This window comes from Mycobacterium sp. ELW1 (assembly GCF_008329905.1).
Lineage (GTDB): Bacteria > Actinomycetota > Actinomycetes > Mycobacteriales > Mycobacteriaceae > Mycobacterium.
The window spans coordinates 322272-336529 of sequence record NZ_CP032155.1; the positions used below are offsets into that span (position 1 = coordinate 322272).

A 14258-nucleotide genomic window follows, 5' to 3' on the forward strand; every position below is an offset into this window, starting at 1 on the left:
CTCGACGGCGCCGACAGTATCGTGGTGGCGGCAATTACGGAACTACGCGTAGCGTAATTGCCGCTGGGTGAGAGGACACCGTCGATGACGACCAATCCGTATGCGGGCCAACCGTTCACGTCAACCGATGAGGAGATCGCGGCGGCGTTGGAGCAGGTCAGCATCCCCACGCTGTTGTTGTCGCTGGTGCACATCACCGGCGATCCGCGCTTCATCCGGGAGTTCACCCAAGCCGGCGTCTTCCTCAACGAGGTTCAGGGCTTCATGTCGGAGGAGGACAAGGCCAAGGCGCGGGCGCTGGCGCTGCCGATCATCGCCGACTATCGCGACCGGGGCTGCCCAGGTCCGGTGCCGCTGAGCCCGGAACTGATCGGGGAGATGCTGGACTGGACGGCCTGCGAGCACGTCGACGACGAGTACCGTCCGATGGTCCTCGAGGAGATGGACCTCGAAGACGTCGACCCACGCCGCCCCGTCGCGCTCGATCCGGCCGCGACCGCCGACTTCCCGGTTGTGGTGATCGGGTGTGGGGAATCGGGCTTGCTCGCCGGTATCCGGCTCAAGCAGGCCAACATCCCGTTCACGATCGTGGAGAAGAACGCCGGTCCGGGCGGAACCTGGTGGGAGAACAGCTATCCCGGTGCCCGGGTGGACGTGGCCAATCACTTCTACTGCTACAGCTTCGAGCCGAGCAACGACTGGTCGCACTTCTTCGCCGAACAACCCGAGCTGCGGGCCTACTTCCAGACCGTGCTCGCCCGGCACCAGCTCGACGCCAATGTCCGCTGGCAGACCGAAGTGGTTTCGGCCGAGTGGAGTGACGACGACGGCATCTGGCGAGTGATCGTGCGGGACAAGGACGGAACCGAATCCACGATTGACGCCCGTGCCGTCATCACCGCAGTCGGCCAACTCAACCGGCCCGCCCTGCCCGACATCGAGGGCGCCGACACGTTCGAAGGGCCTGCCTTCCACTCCGCGGCGTGGGACCACTCCGTGGACCTCACCGGCAAGCGAGTCGCTCTCATCGGCGCGGGGGCCAGCGGCTTCCAGATCGCTCCGGCGATCGCCGACCAGGTGGCACATCTGACGGTGTTCCAGCGCACCGCGCAGTGGATGTTCCCCAACCCGATGTACCACGACAGCGTCCCCGATGGTGTGCGCTGGGCGATGAATCACCTTCCCTACTACAACCGTTGGTACCGTTTCCTGCTCTTGTGGCCGGGCGCTGACAAAGGGCTGGAGGCGGCCCGCTCGGACCCGGACTACGTCCACCCCGACGACCCGAACTACGCGGTCAGCGAGATCAACGCGATGGCCCGCCTGATGTTCACCGATTGGATCGCCACCCAGGTCGGTGACGACCAGGAACTGCTGGCCAAGGTGCTGCCCGATTATCCGGCGACCGGCAAACGCACGTTGCAGGACAACGGAACCTGGCTCACGACTCTGCGCCGCGACGACGTCGAGTTGGTGCGCACCCCGATCGAGCGGATCACGCCGCACGGTGTGGTGACCGCCGACGGGGTGACCCACGATGTCGACGTCATCGTCTACGCCACCGGTTTCCGTGCCACCGAGGTGCTCTACCCGATGCGGATCACCGGCCGCGACGGAGTGGATTTGCGCGCTTCGTGGGGTGAGCGGCCAGCCGCCTATCTGGGCATCACCGTGCCCGGGTTCCCGAACTTCTTCATGTTGTACGGCCCGGGCAACCACCTGGCGCACGGCGGCAGCCTGATCTTCAACTCCGAGCTGCAAATGCGCTACATCAACAGCTGCCTGGCCGACATCATCGAAAACGACTGGAAGACAATCGAACCGACGGCCGAGGCCACCGAAGCATGGCACCGCAAGCACCAGGACGAGATCAACCTGATGGTGTGGGCGCACCCGTCGATCGAACATTCGTACTTCAAGAACCCGGACGGGGAGATCCACACCGTGAGCCCGTGGCGGTTGCCGGTCTACTGGAATGCGGTACGCACCCCGGACTGGTCGAACTTCGTTGTGACAAAGGGAGAGTGAGGACACCATGCGCGCGGTGCTCATCGACACGCCGGGATCGGTCCGGGTCGACGACTGGCCCGACCCGGTGCTGCCCGGCTCGACCGGCGCGATCGTCAAGGTGACGGCGGCCGCCATCTGCGGCTCGGACCTGCACTTCTACGAGGGCGATTACCCGCTCTTCCAGCCTCTTTCGCTGGGCCACGAGGCCATCGGCACGGTCGTCGAGGTCGGCTCGGACGTTCGCACGGTGAAGGTCGGCGACCGGGTCATCGTGTCGTCGGTGGCCGGCTGCGGCGCCTGTACCGGATGCGCGACCAAGGATCCGATCCTGTGCGCGTCGGGTCCGCAGGTGTTCGGCTCCGGGGTGCTCGGCGGCGCGCAGGCCGAACTGATGGCCGTGCCGGCCGCGGACTTCCAGCTGCTCAAGATGCCGGAGAACATCGACACCGAGCAGGCCCTGCTGCTCACCGACAACCTGTCCACCGGCTGGATCGCCGCCAAACGTGCCGACATCCCGCTGGGCGGCACGGCGGTGGTCATCGGCCTGGGTGCGGTCGGACTGTGCGCGGTACGCAGCGCGCTGTTCCAGGGTGCGGCACGGGTTTACGCCGTCGACCCGGTCGCGCAGCGGCGGGATCGGGCTGCCCGCCTCGGTGCGATCGCAATCGAACCGGCAGCCGCACCGACCGTCATGGAGGCGACCGACGGTCTCGGGGCGCACTCGGTGATCGACGCCGTCGGCAACGACACGACGCTCGACGACTCGCTGGCCACGGTGCGGGCCGGCGGCACGGTGTCGGTGGTCGGGGTGCACAACCTCAACCCGTACCCGTTCCCGGCGATCACCGCCCTGCTGCGCAGCCTCACCTTCCGGATGACCACCGCGCCGGTGCAGCAGACCTGGCCGGAGCTCATCCCGCTGCTGCAGAGCGGGCGCCTCGACGTCGACGGCATCTTCACCACCACCCTGCCGCTGGAGCAAGCCGCCGACGGCTACGCGGCCGTCGCGGCGCGGTCGGGGGAGGTCGTCAAAGTCCTGCTCACGCCGTGACCCGCTGACCTAGGCGCGGTAGACGGTCGACCCTTCCTTGATCGTCTCGACGACCGTGATGTCCTTGATCGTCATGGGGTCAACCGTCAGCGGATTATCATCCAGCACAACGAGATCGGCGAGTTTGCCGACCTCCAGCGAGCCCTTGGTATCCGCCTCGCGGTACTGGCGTGCGGCATTGATCGTGATGGCCTTCAGCGCCTCTAATGCGGTGACGCGCTGGTCGGCGCCGATAACGTCGCCGCTGCGCGAGATCCGGTTCACCGCGCTCCACACCACGAACATCTGATCCAGCGGGGTCACCACGAAATCCGTGTGGTTGGTGGGGTGCAACCCCAGGTCGATCGCCGCGCGCATCGGGGACAGGAAATCTGCCTGGGTCTTGCCGCGCAACCGCACGTGCGCGTCCCCGAAGTAGAAGGTGTGTGGGGTGAAGAACGACGGGGTGATCTGGTATTCGACGTACCGCTGCAGCTGATCTCGACGAACGAACTGCGAGTGCACCATGACCGTGAGGCGGTCCTTGCCGAGATCGTCGGCGGCCGCGAATTCATGGGCGGCAAGCGCGACGTCGATGGCCGCATCTCCGTTGGCGTGAATGTCGAGCGGCAGGCCGAGGTCGTAGACCTTCTTGAACCAGCCGTTGACGGTGTCCTGGGAGAAGCCGAGCTCTCCGCACCAGTTGTGCTGCCCGTCGGGGCCATCGGTCAGGTAGGGCGTCGTGAAATATGCTGTGCGGCCTTGCGGTGAGCCGTCCAGGGTGACTTTCACCCCGCCGAGCTTGACCCGGTTGTGGTAGCTGCCGAACGTCTCCGGAGGGTGACGTTGCAGCACCTCGTCGAGTTCCAGGATGAACGGATAGGCAACGACGTCGATCAGGGTCGCTCCGCCTTCGGCGGCCCGGTAGATCAATTCCACGTCGGAGGCGTGGGTGGCGCCTTCATGCGCCGTCGTGATGCCCGCCGCGGCGTAGAGCATCTGCCCCGCCTTGCTCCAGGCGATCTCCTGCGACGGTGTCGGCTTGGGCATGGCGGCGAAGATCGGTAAGAACGCCGTCTCCATCACCAGTCCGTCCGGCTCGGTGGAGCCCTCCTTACGGACGATCACCCCGCCCGCCGGGGTGACGGTGTCCGCGGTGATACCGAACATCCGCATTGCCGCCGAGTTGAGCACCGCGCCGTGCATCGAAACATGCCCGACCAGTACCGGATTGGCGGGGAAGTCGATGTCGAGGTCGTCCTTGTGCAGCGTCCGCCCGCCGGGCATCAGGGTGTCGTCGTAGCCGTAGGCCACGATCATCTCGCCCGGCGCCAGACGCTGCGAGTCCCGAAATGACCTGAGGGAAGTCAGGATTGCCTCGACATCCGCGCCCGGTCCGGCCGGCGGCGCAAAGACGTTCACCTGATTGGCGACGGTCAGAGAGTTGATGTAGTGGCTGTGCGGGTCGAGAAAACCCGGCAGCAACGTCGCCCCGTCGAGGTCGACCACTCGGGTGCCCGGCCCCTGCTGTGCCGCCACCACGTCGTCCCGGTCGCCCACCGCGGTGATCCGGCCTGCCCGAACCGCCAACGCTGTCGCCGACGGGTTGCGGTCGTCGATGGTGACGATATTGCCGCCCGCGTAAATAACATCTGCGGCCTCGGTCATCCCGGCCTCCTTCAGGGTCACCTGAGTGTAGGGAAGAAGTGCCGTTCGGTGCGGCGGACAGTTGGCGTTTGCCGCCGGTGCGCACTAGCTTTTCTTCGGTGATGTCCTTCGCTGCCGGTGCCCTCGCACGGTGGATCGCCCCGTTTCTGACCCTCGCCGTCGTCGCCGGGCTGGTACTCAGCACCGCGCCGGTGCACACCGGGCCGATTCGCCTGGCCGACGATGCGGCACCGGTCGGGGGCTCGCCCTTCTACGTCGACCCGAACTCGGCGGCCATGCGGGCCTCGAAGGCCAACCCGGACAGCCCCGAACTGGCCTACATCGCCAACACCCCCAGGCCTACTTCATCGACAACCTGGTCCCGGCCGCCGCGGTGAGCACGGGGGGGGCGGGGCGCGCTGCGGCTGCGCGCGCGCGCGCGGCGCGCGCGCGGGGGGGGGGGGCGGGGGGGGGGGTTCGCGCGCGGTGACGCGCGCGGGGCGCGCGCGCGCGCGCGGGGGCGCCCCCAGGCCTACTTCATCGACAACCTGGTCCCGGCCGCCGCGGTGAGCACCTATCTCAATGGGGCCTGGGCGGCGGGCGCCATGCCGATGCTGGCCATCTACTCGCTGCCGAACCGCGACTGCGGAAGTTTCGCGGCGGGCGGGTTCGGCTCGGGTGACGCCTACCGCGGGTGGATCGACCGCGTCGCCTCCCAGATCGGCGGCGGCCCGGTGACGATCATCCTGGAACCGGACGCCCTGGACATGGCTGACTGCCTGTCGGGCAGCGCGCGTCAGGAACGCTTCGACCTGATCCGCTACGGCGTGGACACGCTGACCCGCAATCCCGCCGCCGCCGTGTACGTCGACGCCGGTCACTCGCGGTGGCTGCCCGCCGACGAGATCGCCAACCGGCTCAACCAGGTGGGTATCGAAAAAGCCCGCGGCTTCAGCCTGAACGTCTCCAACTTCTTCACCACCGATGAGGAAATCGGTTACGGCGAAGCGATTTCCGGCATGACCGGCGGAAAGCCGTATGTCATCGACACCTCTCGCAACGGCAACGGACCGGCCGACGGCGAACTGTATTGGTGCAATCCGAGCGGTCGGGCGCTGGGCGTCCAGCCCACCACCAATACCGGGAACGGCCACATCGACGCGTTCCTGTGGGTGAAGCGTCCGGGTGACTCCGACGGGTCCTGCGGACGGGGCGATCCGGGCCCGGGCCACTTCGTGAACTCGTTCGCGATCGAGCTGGCCCGCAACGCCGGACACTGACGCCCGGGCAAACCCCTGCGCACCGCGGGATTCGCTGGGCACGACTGAATCTCGATTCGGCCAGCAAAGCAGTGAACATTCCCAAGAATTTGTCGTTTCAGAAAGTGTCAGCGGGGTACGCTTCGCGCCATGACGGTTAGACCGTGGACGACGGCCCGCTGGCTGATGCAGGCGGGTCCGGCCGACTATCTGATGGCGATGAGCATGGCGTCGGCCCAGCTGCCGGTAGTCGGCAAGCATCTCGAACCGCTGGGTGCGCTGAGCGCGATGAGTGTCTGGGGCGCCAAGCAGATGCCCGAGCTCCTCGGCGCGGCCGCCAAGTCGTGGCTGGCGCCCGACGCCGGCCGGGTGCGGCGGGTCCAGCGGGAGAGCACCCGGCAGGTCTCCGAAGCCGGCTTGCGCGGTGTGGTCCTGCCCGAGGACCTGCAGATCGACTGGCCGAAGCCCGACACCAAGCCGCCGGTTGCCAGAGCGCTGGAGCACCGTAAGCATCTCTACCGTTCGTCGGTGCGCTACGGCGATCACCCGACCCAGGTTCTCGATGTCTGGCGCCGCAAGGACCTGCCCGCCGAGCCCGCGCCGGTGCTCGTGTTCGTCCCGGGTGGCGCGTGGGTGCACGGCAGCCGCATCCTGCAGGGCTACGCGCTGATGTCGCACCTGGCCGCGCAGGGCTGGGTGTGCCTGTCCGTGGAGTACCGCGTCGCACCGCACCACCCGTGGCCGCAACACATCCACGACGTCAAGGCCGCGATCGCCTGGGCCCGCGCCAATGTCGACCGGTTCGGGGGTGACCGTGACTTCGTTGCCGTCGCCGGGTGTTCGGCCGGCGGCCACCTGGCCGCGCTGGCCGGGCTCACCATCGACGACCCCGAGTTCCAGGAGCACCTGCCGGAGGGTTCCGACACCGCCGTCGATGCCGTGGTGGGCATCTATGGCCGGTACGACTGGGAAGACCGCTCGACGCCGGAACGCACCCGGTTCGTCGACTTCCTCGAGCGCGTGGTGGTCAACAAGAAGCAGAGCAAGCACGGCGACGTGTTCCGCAAGGCCTCACCGATCGCGCGGATCCATCCCAAGGCGCCGCCGTTCCTGGTGGTGCACGGCTCCGGCGACAGTGTGATTCCCGTCGCGCAGGCCCAGAGCTTCGTCGAGCGGTTGCGTGGGGTGTCCCATTCGCCGGTCGGATATGTCGAATTGCCCGGTGCCGGACACGGTTTCGACATGACCGACGGTGCCCGCACCGGGTCGGTGTCTACCGCAATCGGCCTGTTCCTCAATCGGATTCACCGCGACCGCGCGGCGATGTCCACCAAAGAGGTCATCTGAGACCTACTCGGCTGTATCGTCCCGATCGGGACGGGGCAGGGGCGGAGAGGCACACGGATGAAGAGATTGCGTGGCTGGGATGCCGTGCTGTTGTACAGCGAGGCGCCCAATGTGCACATGCACACCCTCAAGGTGGCGATCATCGAACTGCAGGACATCGGCGACCGCACCTTCGGTGTCGAAGAGTTCCGTCAGGTGATCCGGGGCAGGCTCTACAAGCTCGACCCGTTCCGCTATCAACTGGTGAACATCCCCTTCAAGTTTCACCACCCGATGTGGCGGGAGAACTGCGACGTCGACCTCAACTACCACATTCGCCCGTGGCGGGTGAAGGAGCCGGGTGGGCGTCGCGAACTGGATGAGGCGATCGGCGAGATCGCCAGCACCCCGCTGGACCGGGACCGCCCACTGTGGGAGATGTACTTCGTCGAAGGTCTCGCCAACGGGCGTATCGCCGTTGTCGGCAAGATCCACCACGCGCTGGCCGATGGTGTTGCCTCCGGGAACCTGATGGCGCGCGGGATGGATCTGCAGAGCGGTCCCGACCCGGACCAGGATTTCTCGACCGATCCCTCACCCCGGCGCGGTGAGCTGGTGCGCTCGGCGTTCGCCGACCATTTCCGGCAGATCGCCAAGCTGCCCGGTGTCATCAAGTACACCGCCGACGGTATGGCCCGGGTGCGCCGCAGCAGCCGCAAGCTGTCGCCCGAGCTGACCATGCCCTTCACCCCGCCGCCGTCCTTCCTCAACCACATGCTCACCCCCGAACGACGGTTCGCCACAGCAACTTTGGCGCTCGCCGAAGTCAAAGAGACGAGCAAGCTCCTCGGCGTCACGATCAATGACATGGTGCTGGCCACCGCGGCAGGCGCTCTGCGCACGCTGCTGCTGCGCTACGACGGGGTGGCCGATCACCCGCTGCTGGCGTCGGTGCCGGTGAGCTTCAACTTCGACCCCGATCGGGTGTCGGGCAATTACTTCACCGGCATGATGGTGGCCGTTCCGGTCGATGTCGCCGATCCGCTGGAGCGGGTGCGGCAGACTCACGACGCCGCGGTGCTGGCCAAGGAGAGCCATCAGCTCATCGGGCCGGAACTGATCAGCCGGTGGTCCACCTACCTGCCGCCGGCGCCGGCCCAAGCGCTGTTCAAATGGTTGTCCACCAAGGACGGCCAGAACAAGGTGCTGAATCTGCCGATCTCCAATGTGCCCGGCCCGCGTGAACACGGCCGGGTCGGCGGCGCGCTGGTCACCGAGATCTACTCGGTCGGCCCGCTGACCACCGGCAGCGGGATGAACATCACCGTGTGGAGCTATGTCGACCAGCTCAACATCTCGGTGCTCACCGACAGCATCACCGTCGGCGACCCGCACGAGGTCACCGAGGCGATGCTGGCGGCCTTCTCCGAGATACGGGTGGCGGCAGGACTTTCCGGCGAGCTGGCGGTCGTGGAGACCGCCATGGCACAGGCCTAGCGCCGCTCCATAATCACCGTCGAGGTGTCCTCGGACGGAGTCTCGTCCAGCACCTCGGTGGGGGTGCTCTCGGCGATCTCTATCTTTCGCTGGTGCCGGAAGCCGATGATGATGCTGGAGATCAGCGAAATCGAGATCACGGCCTCGGCGATGAAGAACGACCCGAAGTCGATGATCGAACCGATCGGCGGACTGCCGGGCACCGCATTGCGCAGCGGGATCAACGCGAAGAGAATGGCCGCCATCATCGAGCAGGCCGGGAAGACCAGACCGCGCCGCCAATTCAGGATGTAGAAGGCGGCCACCACCGCACCGATCGCCAGGCCGAGCATCAGCACCATGATGAACACCGCGAAGATGATCGTGGGCATGCTGCGGTGCAGGCCGAGATTCACCAGCACGCCGCCGCTCTGGGCGGTGCCCGCGGAGGTTCTGAGCCCGAAGAACGGGTCGGTGTTGATCACGGTGAGAGCAACCGGAACATTGTTTCCGTCAGCGCCGTAGACGTGGACTTCCAGCCGTCCGGAGTACCGGTCGAACGGATAGTCGGTGACCGCGCCGTCCACACCGACCTTCTGATCGATGTCCGGCGCGGGATTACCGGCCTTGATGTCCGCCTTCCAGTTACCGATCGCGGCCGTCGTCAGCGTCACGTCCTGGGCGAAGTTGCCGTCCGGGTCGGCAAGCGTTCCGCTGGGTGCCACATCGACGATGGTCACCGAAAGTTGTTGTGTCGCTGAGTCCACCTTCGTTATCCAGGCGGTGACGTTGACCCGGTCCGGATTGCTCGCGTCGCCGAAGTAACTTTCCTGGTCGGTGTTGTTCCGGCTGGTGAGATACCCCGCGACACTTGCCGCGATCACCGCCACCAGCAGCGCCGAGGCGATGATCACTCGACGCAGGCCGACATCGCGGACGCGTCGGATGTGCTTACGCATGCTCCCCCTTGTTCATCCACTTCGCGTATACCCAGGACAGGAACTGTCCGACCGCTTCGGCGGACTGATGCGCCCGCGGCGAGGAGAAGATGTCGAAGGCGTGTTGCGCGCCCGGCAATTCGGCATAGAGCACCGGCGCTTGCGACACCTTGCGGAATTCGCCGACGAAATCCCGCGCCTCATCGACCGGGATCACCGAATCGTGCTCGCCGTGCAAGACGAAGAACGGTGGTGCATCAGCGCGCAACCGCCGGATCGGTGATGCGGCGGTGTAGATCTCGCGGAACCTGGTGAACTGCCGTTTGACGACGAGGCGCTCGAGGTAGCCGATGAACTCGCGGCGGCCGTTGCCGTGCGTGGTGTACCAGTCGTAGCGGCCGTACACCGGGACCGCGGCCACCACCGAGGTGTCGGCGTCGGTGAACCCAGGCTGGTACTCCGGGTCGTTGGGAGTCAGGGCCGCCAATGCCGCCAAATGTCCGCCGGCCGAACCACCGGTGATGGCAACGAAATTGGGGTCGCCGCCGTAGTCGGCGATGTTCTCCTTGATCCAGGCCAGCACACGCTTGACGTCGACGATGTGGTCCGGCCAGGTGTGTGCCGGGCTGACCCGGTAGTTCATCGCCACACAGATCCAGCCGCGGTCGGCGAGGTGGCTCATCAGCGGGTAGGCCTGCGGGCGGCGCCAGCCGATCGCCCACGCGCCACCGGGAACCTCGAGCAGCACCGGCGCCTTACCCTCGCGGGGCAGGTCGCGGCTGCGCCACACGTCGGCCAGATTGGCGCGGCCGTGTGGCCCGTAGCTGATCGTGCTCGTCTTGTCGACGAAACGTCGCCGCGACCAGGTGGTCCGCCATGCGGTGGGCCGCCCCGACGCGGACGGTGTGCCCGGCAAGGTTTCCAGAACGTCGGTGAAGTCCGCGCCGAGTCCCTCGACCAGCGCGTCACGCAACACCGGTCGTGGTGTGGTCACGTTGCGGCGCTGGATCGCCAGCAAGAACAGCCACGACGCGGAAGTCAGCGCAAGGGCGGCGACACCGCGCCGGCCGCGGAAGTCGCCGCGCAGCCCGCGTCGCGCCGCATCGAGGACGGAGCCGCCCAGGTAGAGCATCGGCACTTCCGAGGTGGGCCAGCCGAACGAGAAGACTGCCAGCGTCTTGTAGCCTTGGCGTCCCAGGGGGCGAAATCCGTTGGCGGCATTGGCCACTTCGACGATCGCGCGCCCCAGGGGGCGCGGGCGCCGCAGCTCAGCCGTCAGCCGTGTGAGCGATGAGTTCATTACGCAGGATTTTGCCAGTGCTTCCGCGTGGCAGTTCGCTCAGGATGGTGATCTCCCGCGGAACCTTATAGTTGGCCAAGTTCTCCCGGACATGCGCTTTCAGGTCGTCAGGGGTCGCGGTCGCGCCGTCGGTGAGCACCACGAACGCCACCAGTCGCTGGCCGAACTGTTCGTCGTCGACACCGAGCACGGTGGCTTCGGCCACCTCCTCGTGCGCGGCCAGCGTCTTCTCCACCTCGATCGGGTACACGTTCTCACCGCCGGAGACGATCATCTCGTCGTCGCGGCCCACCACGAACAGCCGGCCCGCGTCGTCGAGGCGGCCGATGTCGCCCGACGACATGAAGCCGTCGTGAAAGTCCTTGGTGTTGCCCGAGGTGTAGCCGTCGAACTGGGTGGAGTTCTTCACGAAGATCCGCCCGACCTCGCCGGTGGGAACGGTGTTGAACTCGTCGTCGTAGATCCGGATCTCGGTACCCACGGCCGGCTTTCCCGCCGTATCGGGTGCGGCCCGCAGATCGGTCGGGGTCGCGGTGGCGATCATGCCCGCTTCGGTGGCGTTGTAATTGTTGTAGATGACGTCGCCGAACTCGTCCATGAACTTGGTGACGACGTCGGGCCGCATCCGTGATCCCGAGCAGGCCGCGAACCGCAGAGTGCGTCCGCTGTACTTCGCGCGAACGTCATCGGGGAGGTCCATGATGCGGTCGAACATCACCGGGACCACACACAATCCGGTGGCCTTGTATTGGTCGACGAGGGCCAGCGTCGCCTCCGGGTCGAACTTGCGCCGGGTCACCACGGTGCATGCCATCGCCGAGGCGAACACCAGCTGCGAGAAGCCCCAGGCGTGGAACATCGGGGCGACCACCACCGTGGTCTCGCCCAGCCGCCACGGCGTTCGGCTCAGGATCGCGATGAGATTGCTCGCCCCGCCGCCGGAGTGCTTGGCGCCCTTGGGAGTTCCGGTGGTACCGGACGTGAGCAGGATGAGCTTGCTCTTGCGCTCGGTCTTGGTGGCGTGCTGGCCGGCGTGCGCTTCGATCAGCTTTTCGACGGTGGGCGCCTGTGTCGGCTTATCGGTCCAGGCCAGGATGCGGACGGCGTGCGGGCGGTCGGCCACCGCACGGTCCACCGATTCGGTGAACTCCTCGTCGTAGATCACGACGTCGGCGTGTTCGCGGTTGACCACCTCGGCCAGCGCCGGGCCGGCGAACGAGGTGTTGAGCAGCAGCACGTCGGCGCCGATGCGGGTGGCCGCGATCAGCGACTCGACGAACCCGCGGTGGTTGCGGGCCATGATGCCGACTACCTCGGGTGCTCCGCCGGGCAGCTGCTGCAGCGCGGCGGCCAGGGCATGCGCCCGCTGGTCGAGTTCGCGCCACGTCAGGGTGCCCAGTTCGTCGATCAGACCGGGGCTGTCGGGGCGGCGGGCTGCGGCCGTCGCGAACCCGGTGGCGATCGACAACCCCTCGGCGCGCGCGGCGTTCACCATCGCGACCGTCCGGTCCGGACGCATCGGCGTCAGGAAGCCGGCCTTGGCCAGCGTGACGACGGCGTCGCCGACGGACGTCAGCCGGGACAGCAGGTCCATCAGCCGATCACCGGAAGGCGACGTTCGGAGGCCAGTTCGTCCAGCGCCCGTTGCATGACTCCCCGCACATAGGCGTCGACGGCGTGGATGTCGGGGTCCTCGCCGAACTGCTCGGTGATGTGGATCGGCTCGAGCACCCGGACGACGATCTTGGTGGGCAGCGGCACGTTCAGCGGAACGACGGCGCTCAACCCGAACGGGAAACCGAACGAGATGGGCAGGATCTTCGCCCGCAACAGCTTGTCCAGCCGCAGCGCCTTGGCAACGCCGGTGCCGCGGGTGAGGAAGATCTGGCTCTCCTGGCCGCCGATCGCGACCGAGGGCACGATGGGCACCCCGGCGTTGATCGCGGCCTTCACGTAGCCGGTGCGGCCGTCGAAGTCGATCTTGTTCTGGGCCAGCGTCGGCCGATAGACGTCGTAGTCGCCGCCAGGGAACACCACCACCACGCCACCGGAGCGCAGAGCCTCGTCGGCGTTCTCGTGATTGGCCCGGATGAAGCCGTTGCGCTTGAAGAAGCCGGCGGTGGGACCGGTCAAGACCAGGTCGTGGCTCAGCGTGTAGACCGGCCGGTCATAGCCGAAATGCTCGTAGAAGCCGAGTGCGAAGACCGGCACGTCCATCGCGAACAGGCCGCCGGAATGGTTGGACACCACCAGCGCTCCGCCGGCCGGGAAGGTGTCCAAGCCGCGGACCTCGCTGCGGTGGTAGAGCTTGAGGAACGGACGCAGCACCCCCATCGTCTTTTCGACCAGGCCCGGATCCCACTTCGCCGTCTCCGTGGGTGTCACGTCGTCGGTGCTCACACATCCTCCTAGGAATTGGAACGTGTTCTAGTTTTGATGGTACCGGGCTGTCCGCGCTCGCCGTACCTCGATAGTTACCATTGCGGACGTGACTGAAAACGCCGTTACCGAAGAGCCCGCCGTCCTCACCGAGCGCCGCGGCCGAATTCTGATCATCACCATCAACCGGCCGAAGGCCAAGAACGCCGTGAACGCCGCGGTCAGCAATGGTCTGGCCGCCGCGATGGACGAGCTCGACGACGACGCCGGCCTGTCCGTCGGCATCGTCACCGGGGCCGGCGGTTCGTTCTGCGCGGGCATGGACCTCAAGGCGTTCGCCCGCGGGGAGAACGTGGTGGCCGAGGGCCGTGGCCTGGGCTTCACCGAGCGTCCGCCGCTCAAGCCGCTGATCGCCGCGGTCGAGGGGTACGCGCTGGCCGGCGGGACGGAGCTGGCGCTGGCCACCGACCTGATCGTGGCGGCCAACGACTCGGCGTTCGGCATCCCGGAGGTCAAGCGTGGCCTGGTGGCCGGCGGCGGCGGCCTGCTCCGGTTGCCGCAGCGCATTCCGTATCAGATCGCAATGGAGTTGGCGCTGACCGGTGAGAACCTGTCCGCGGTGCGCGCCCACGAGCTGGGCCTGGTCAACGCGCTGGCCGAGCCGGGGCACGCGCTCGATGCGGCGATCGAGCTGGCCGAGCGCATCACCGTCAACGGCCCGCTGGCCGTGGCCGCCACCAAGCGGATCATCACCGAGTCGCGCGGCTGGTCGCCCGAGGAACAGTGGAAGAAGCAGGCGAAGATCATGATGCCGGTCTTCGGGTCGAAGGACGCCCAGGAGGGCGCGATCGCGTTCGCCGAGAAGCGGGCCCCGAACTGGACGGGCAGCTGAG

At 67.0% G+C, this 14258-nt stretch carries 11 protein-coding genes and 1 pseudogene; 7 read left to right on the top strand and 5 right to left on the bottom strand.

What is annotated here, in order from left to right; all coding sequences use genetic code 11:
- The first annotated feature begins 84 nt into the window (after window positions 1-84).
- Window positions 85-2028, top strand: coding sequence for a flavin-containing monooxygenase (locus D3H54_RS01530; RefSeq protein WP_149377560.1), 1944 nt, complete (start codon window positions 85-87; stop codon window positions 2026-2028).
- A 7-nt stretch (window positions 2029-2035) separates the two neighbouring features.
- Window positions 2036-3061, top strand: a complete 1026-nt coding sequence (locus D3H54_RS01535; RefSeq protein WP_149377561.1) for an alcohol dehydrogenase catalytic domain-containing protein — start codon at window positions 2036-2038, stop codon at window positions 3059-3061.
- 9 nt (window positions 3062-3070) lie between these two features.
- On the opposite strand, the gene D3H54_RS01540 is transcribed toward D3H54_RS01535, so the two are convergent.
- Window positions 3071-4708, bottom strand: coding sequence for an amidohydrolase (locus D3H54_RS01540; RefSeq protein ID WP_149377562.1), 1638 nt, complete (start codon window positions 4706-4708; stop codon window positions 3071-3073).
- A gap of 98 nt (window positions 4709-4806) precedes the next feature.
- Between D3H54_RS01540 and D3H54_RS01545 the strand changes: the two genes are divergently transcribed.
- The 4 genes and pseudogenes from D3H54_RS01545 to D3H54_RS01560 all read left to right on the top strand — a co-directional run bounded on the left by D3H54_RS01545 (window position 4807) and on the right by D3H54_RS01560 (window position 8769).
- On the top strand, window positions 4807-5085 hold the full coding sequence (locus D3H54_RS01545) for a hypothetical protein (protein WP_210419633.1): 279 nt from the start codon (window positions 4807-4809) through the stop codon (window positions 5083-5085).
- 126 nt (window positions 5086-5211) lie between these two features.
- Window positions 5212-5967, top strand: a pseudogene (locus D3H54_RS01550) (glycoside hydrolase family 6 protein); the annotation flags it as partial.
- A gap of 129 nt (window positions 5968-6096) precedes the next feature.
- The gene (locus tag D3H54_RS01555; RefSeq protein ID WP_149377563.1) at window positions 6097-7293 is read left to right on the top strand and encodes an alpha/beta hydrolase; all 1197 of its coding nucleotides are present in this window, start codon (window positions 6097-6099) and stop codon (window positions 7291-7293) included.
- A gap of 57 nt (window positions 7294-7350) precedes the next feature.
- Window positions 7351-8769, top strand: a complete 1419-nt coding sequence (locus tag D3H54_RS01560; RefSeq protein WP_149377564.1) for a WS/DGAT/MGAT family O-acyltransferase — start codon at window positions 7351-7353, stop codon at window positions 8767-8769.
- On the opposite strand, the gene D3H54_RS01565 is transcribed toward D3H54_RS01560, so the two are convergent.
- The 4 genes from D3H54_RS01565 to D3H54_RS01580 are packed head-to-tail and all read right to left on the bottom strand — an operon-like array spanning window position 8766 to window position 13320.
- A complete protein-coding gene (locus tag D3H54_RS01565; RefSeq protein WP_286199074.1) occupies window positions 8766-9707 on the bottom strand; it encodes a DUF4436 family protein in 942 nt (313 codons plus the stop codon). The two genes, D3H54_RS01560 and D3H54_RS01565, sit on opposite strands and share 4 nt — an antisense overlap.
- Window positions 9700-10986, bottom strand: a complete 1287-nt coding sequence (locus tag D3H54_RS01570) for an alpha/beta hydrolase (RefSeq protein WP_149377565.1) — start codon at window positions 10984-10986, stop codon at window positions 9700-9702. The genes D3H54_RS01565 and D3H54_RS01570 overlap by 8 nt, the downstream gene beginning before the upstream one ends.
- Window positions 10955-12580 (bottom strand): acyl-CoA ligase FadD12, encoded by a 1626-nt coding sequence (gene fadD12, locus D3H54_RS01575; RefSeq protein WP_149377566.1) that lies wholly within the window; start codon window positions 12578-12580, stop codon window positions 10955-10957. Before fadD12 ends, D3H54_RS01570 begins: the two co-directional genes overlap by 32 nt.
- The gene (locus D3H54_RS01580) at window positions 12580-13320 is read right to left on the bottom strand and encodes a 1-acyl-sn-glycerol-3-phosphate acyltransferase (RefSeq protein WP_432246568.1); all 741 of its coding nucleotides are present in this window, start codon (window positions 13318-13320) and stop codon (window positions 12580-12582) included. Before D3H54_RS01580 ends, fadD12 begins: the two co-directional genes overlap by 1 nt.
- Window positions 13321-13474: 154 nt before the next feature.
- Between D3H54_RS01580 and D3H54_RS01585 the strand changes: the two genes are divergently transcribed.
- The gene (locus tag D3H54_RS01585; protein ID WP_083117445.1) at window positions 13475-14257 is read left to right on the top strand and encodes a crotonase/enoyl-CoA hydratase family protein; all 783 of its coding nucleotides are present in this window, start codon (window positions 13475-13477) and stop codon (window positions 14255-14257) included.
- The last annotated feature ends 1 nt before the right edge of the window (window position 14258 follow it).

Coding starts and splice junctions, on each gene's coding strand:
- D3H54_RS01565 (WP_286199074.1), bottom strand. CDS start 9,707: ATGCGTAAGCACATCCGACGCGTCCGCGATGTCGGCCTGCGTCGAGTG.
- D3H54_RS01570 (WP_149377565.1), bottom strand. CDS start 10,986: ATGAACTCATCGCTCACACGGCTGACGGCTGAGCTGCGGCGCCCGCGC.
- D3H54_RS01535 (WP_149377561.1), top strand. CDS start 2,036: ATGCGCGCGGTGCTCATCGACACGCCGGGATCGGTCCGGGTCGACGAC.
- D3H54_RS01555 (WP_149377563.1), top strand. CDS start 6,097: ATGACGGTTAGACCGTGGACGACGGCCCGCTGGCTGATGCAGGCGGGT.
- D3H54_RS01580 (WP_432246568.1), bottom strand. CDS start 13,320: ATGGGGGTGCTGCGTCCGTTCCTCAAGCTCTACCACCGCAGCGAGGTC.
- D3H54_RS01540 (WP_149377562.1), bottom strand. CDS start 4,708: ATGACCGAGGCCGCAGATGTTATTTACGCGGGCGGCAATATCGTCACC.
- D3H54_RS01560 (WP_149377564.1), top strand. CDS start 7,351: ATGAAGAGATTGCGTGGCTGGGATGCCGTGCTGTTGTACAGCGAGGCG.
- D3H54_RS01530 (WP_149377560.1), top strand. CDS start 85: ATGACGACCAATCCGTATGCGGGCCAACCGTTCACGTCAACCGATGAG.
- fadD12 (WP_149377566.1), bottom strand. CDS start 12,580: ATGGACCTGCTGTCCCGGCTGACGTCCGTCGGCGACGCCGTCGTCACG.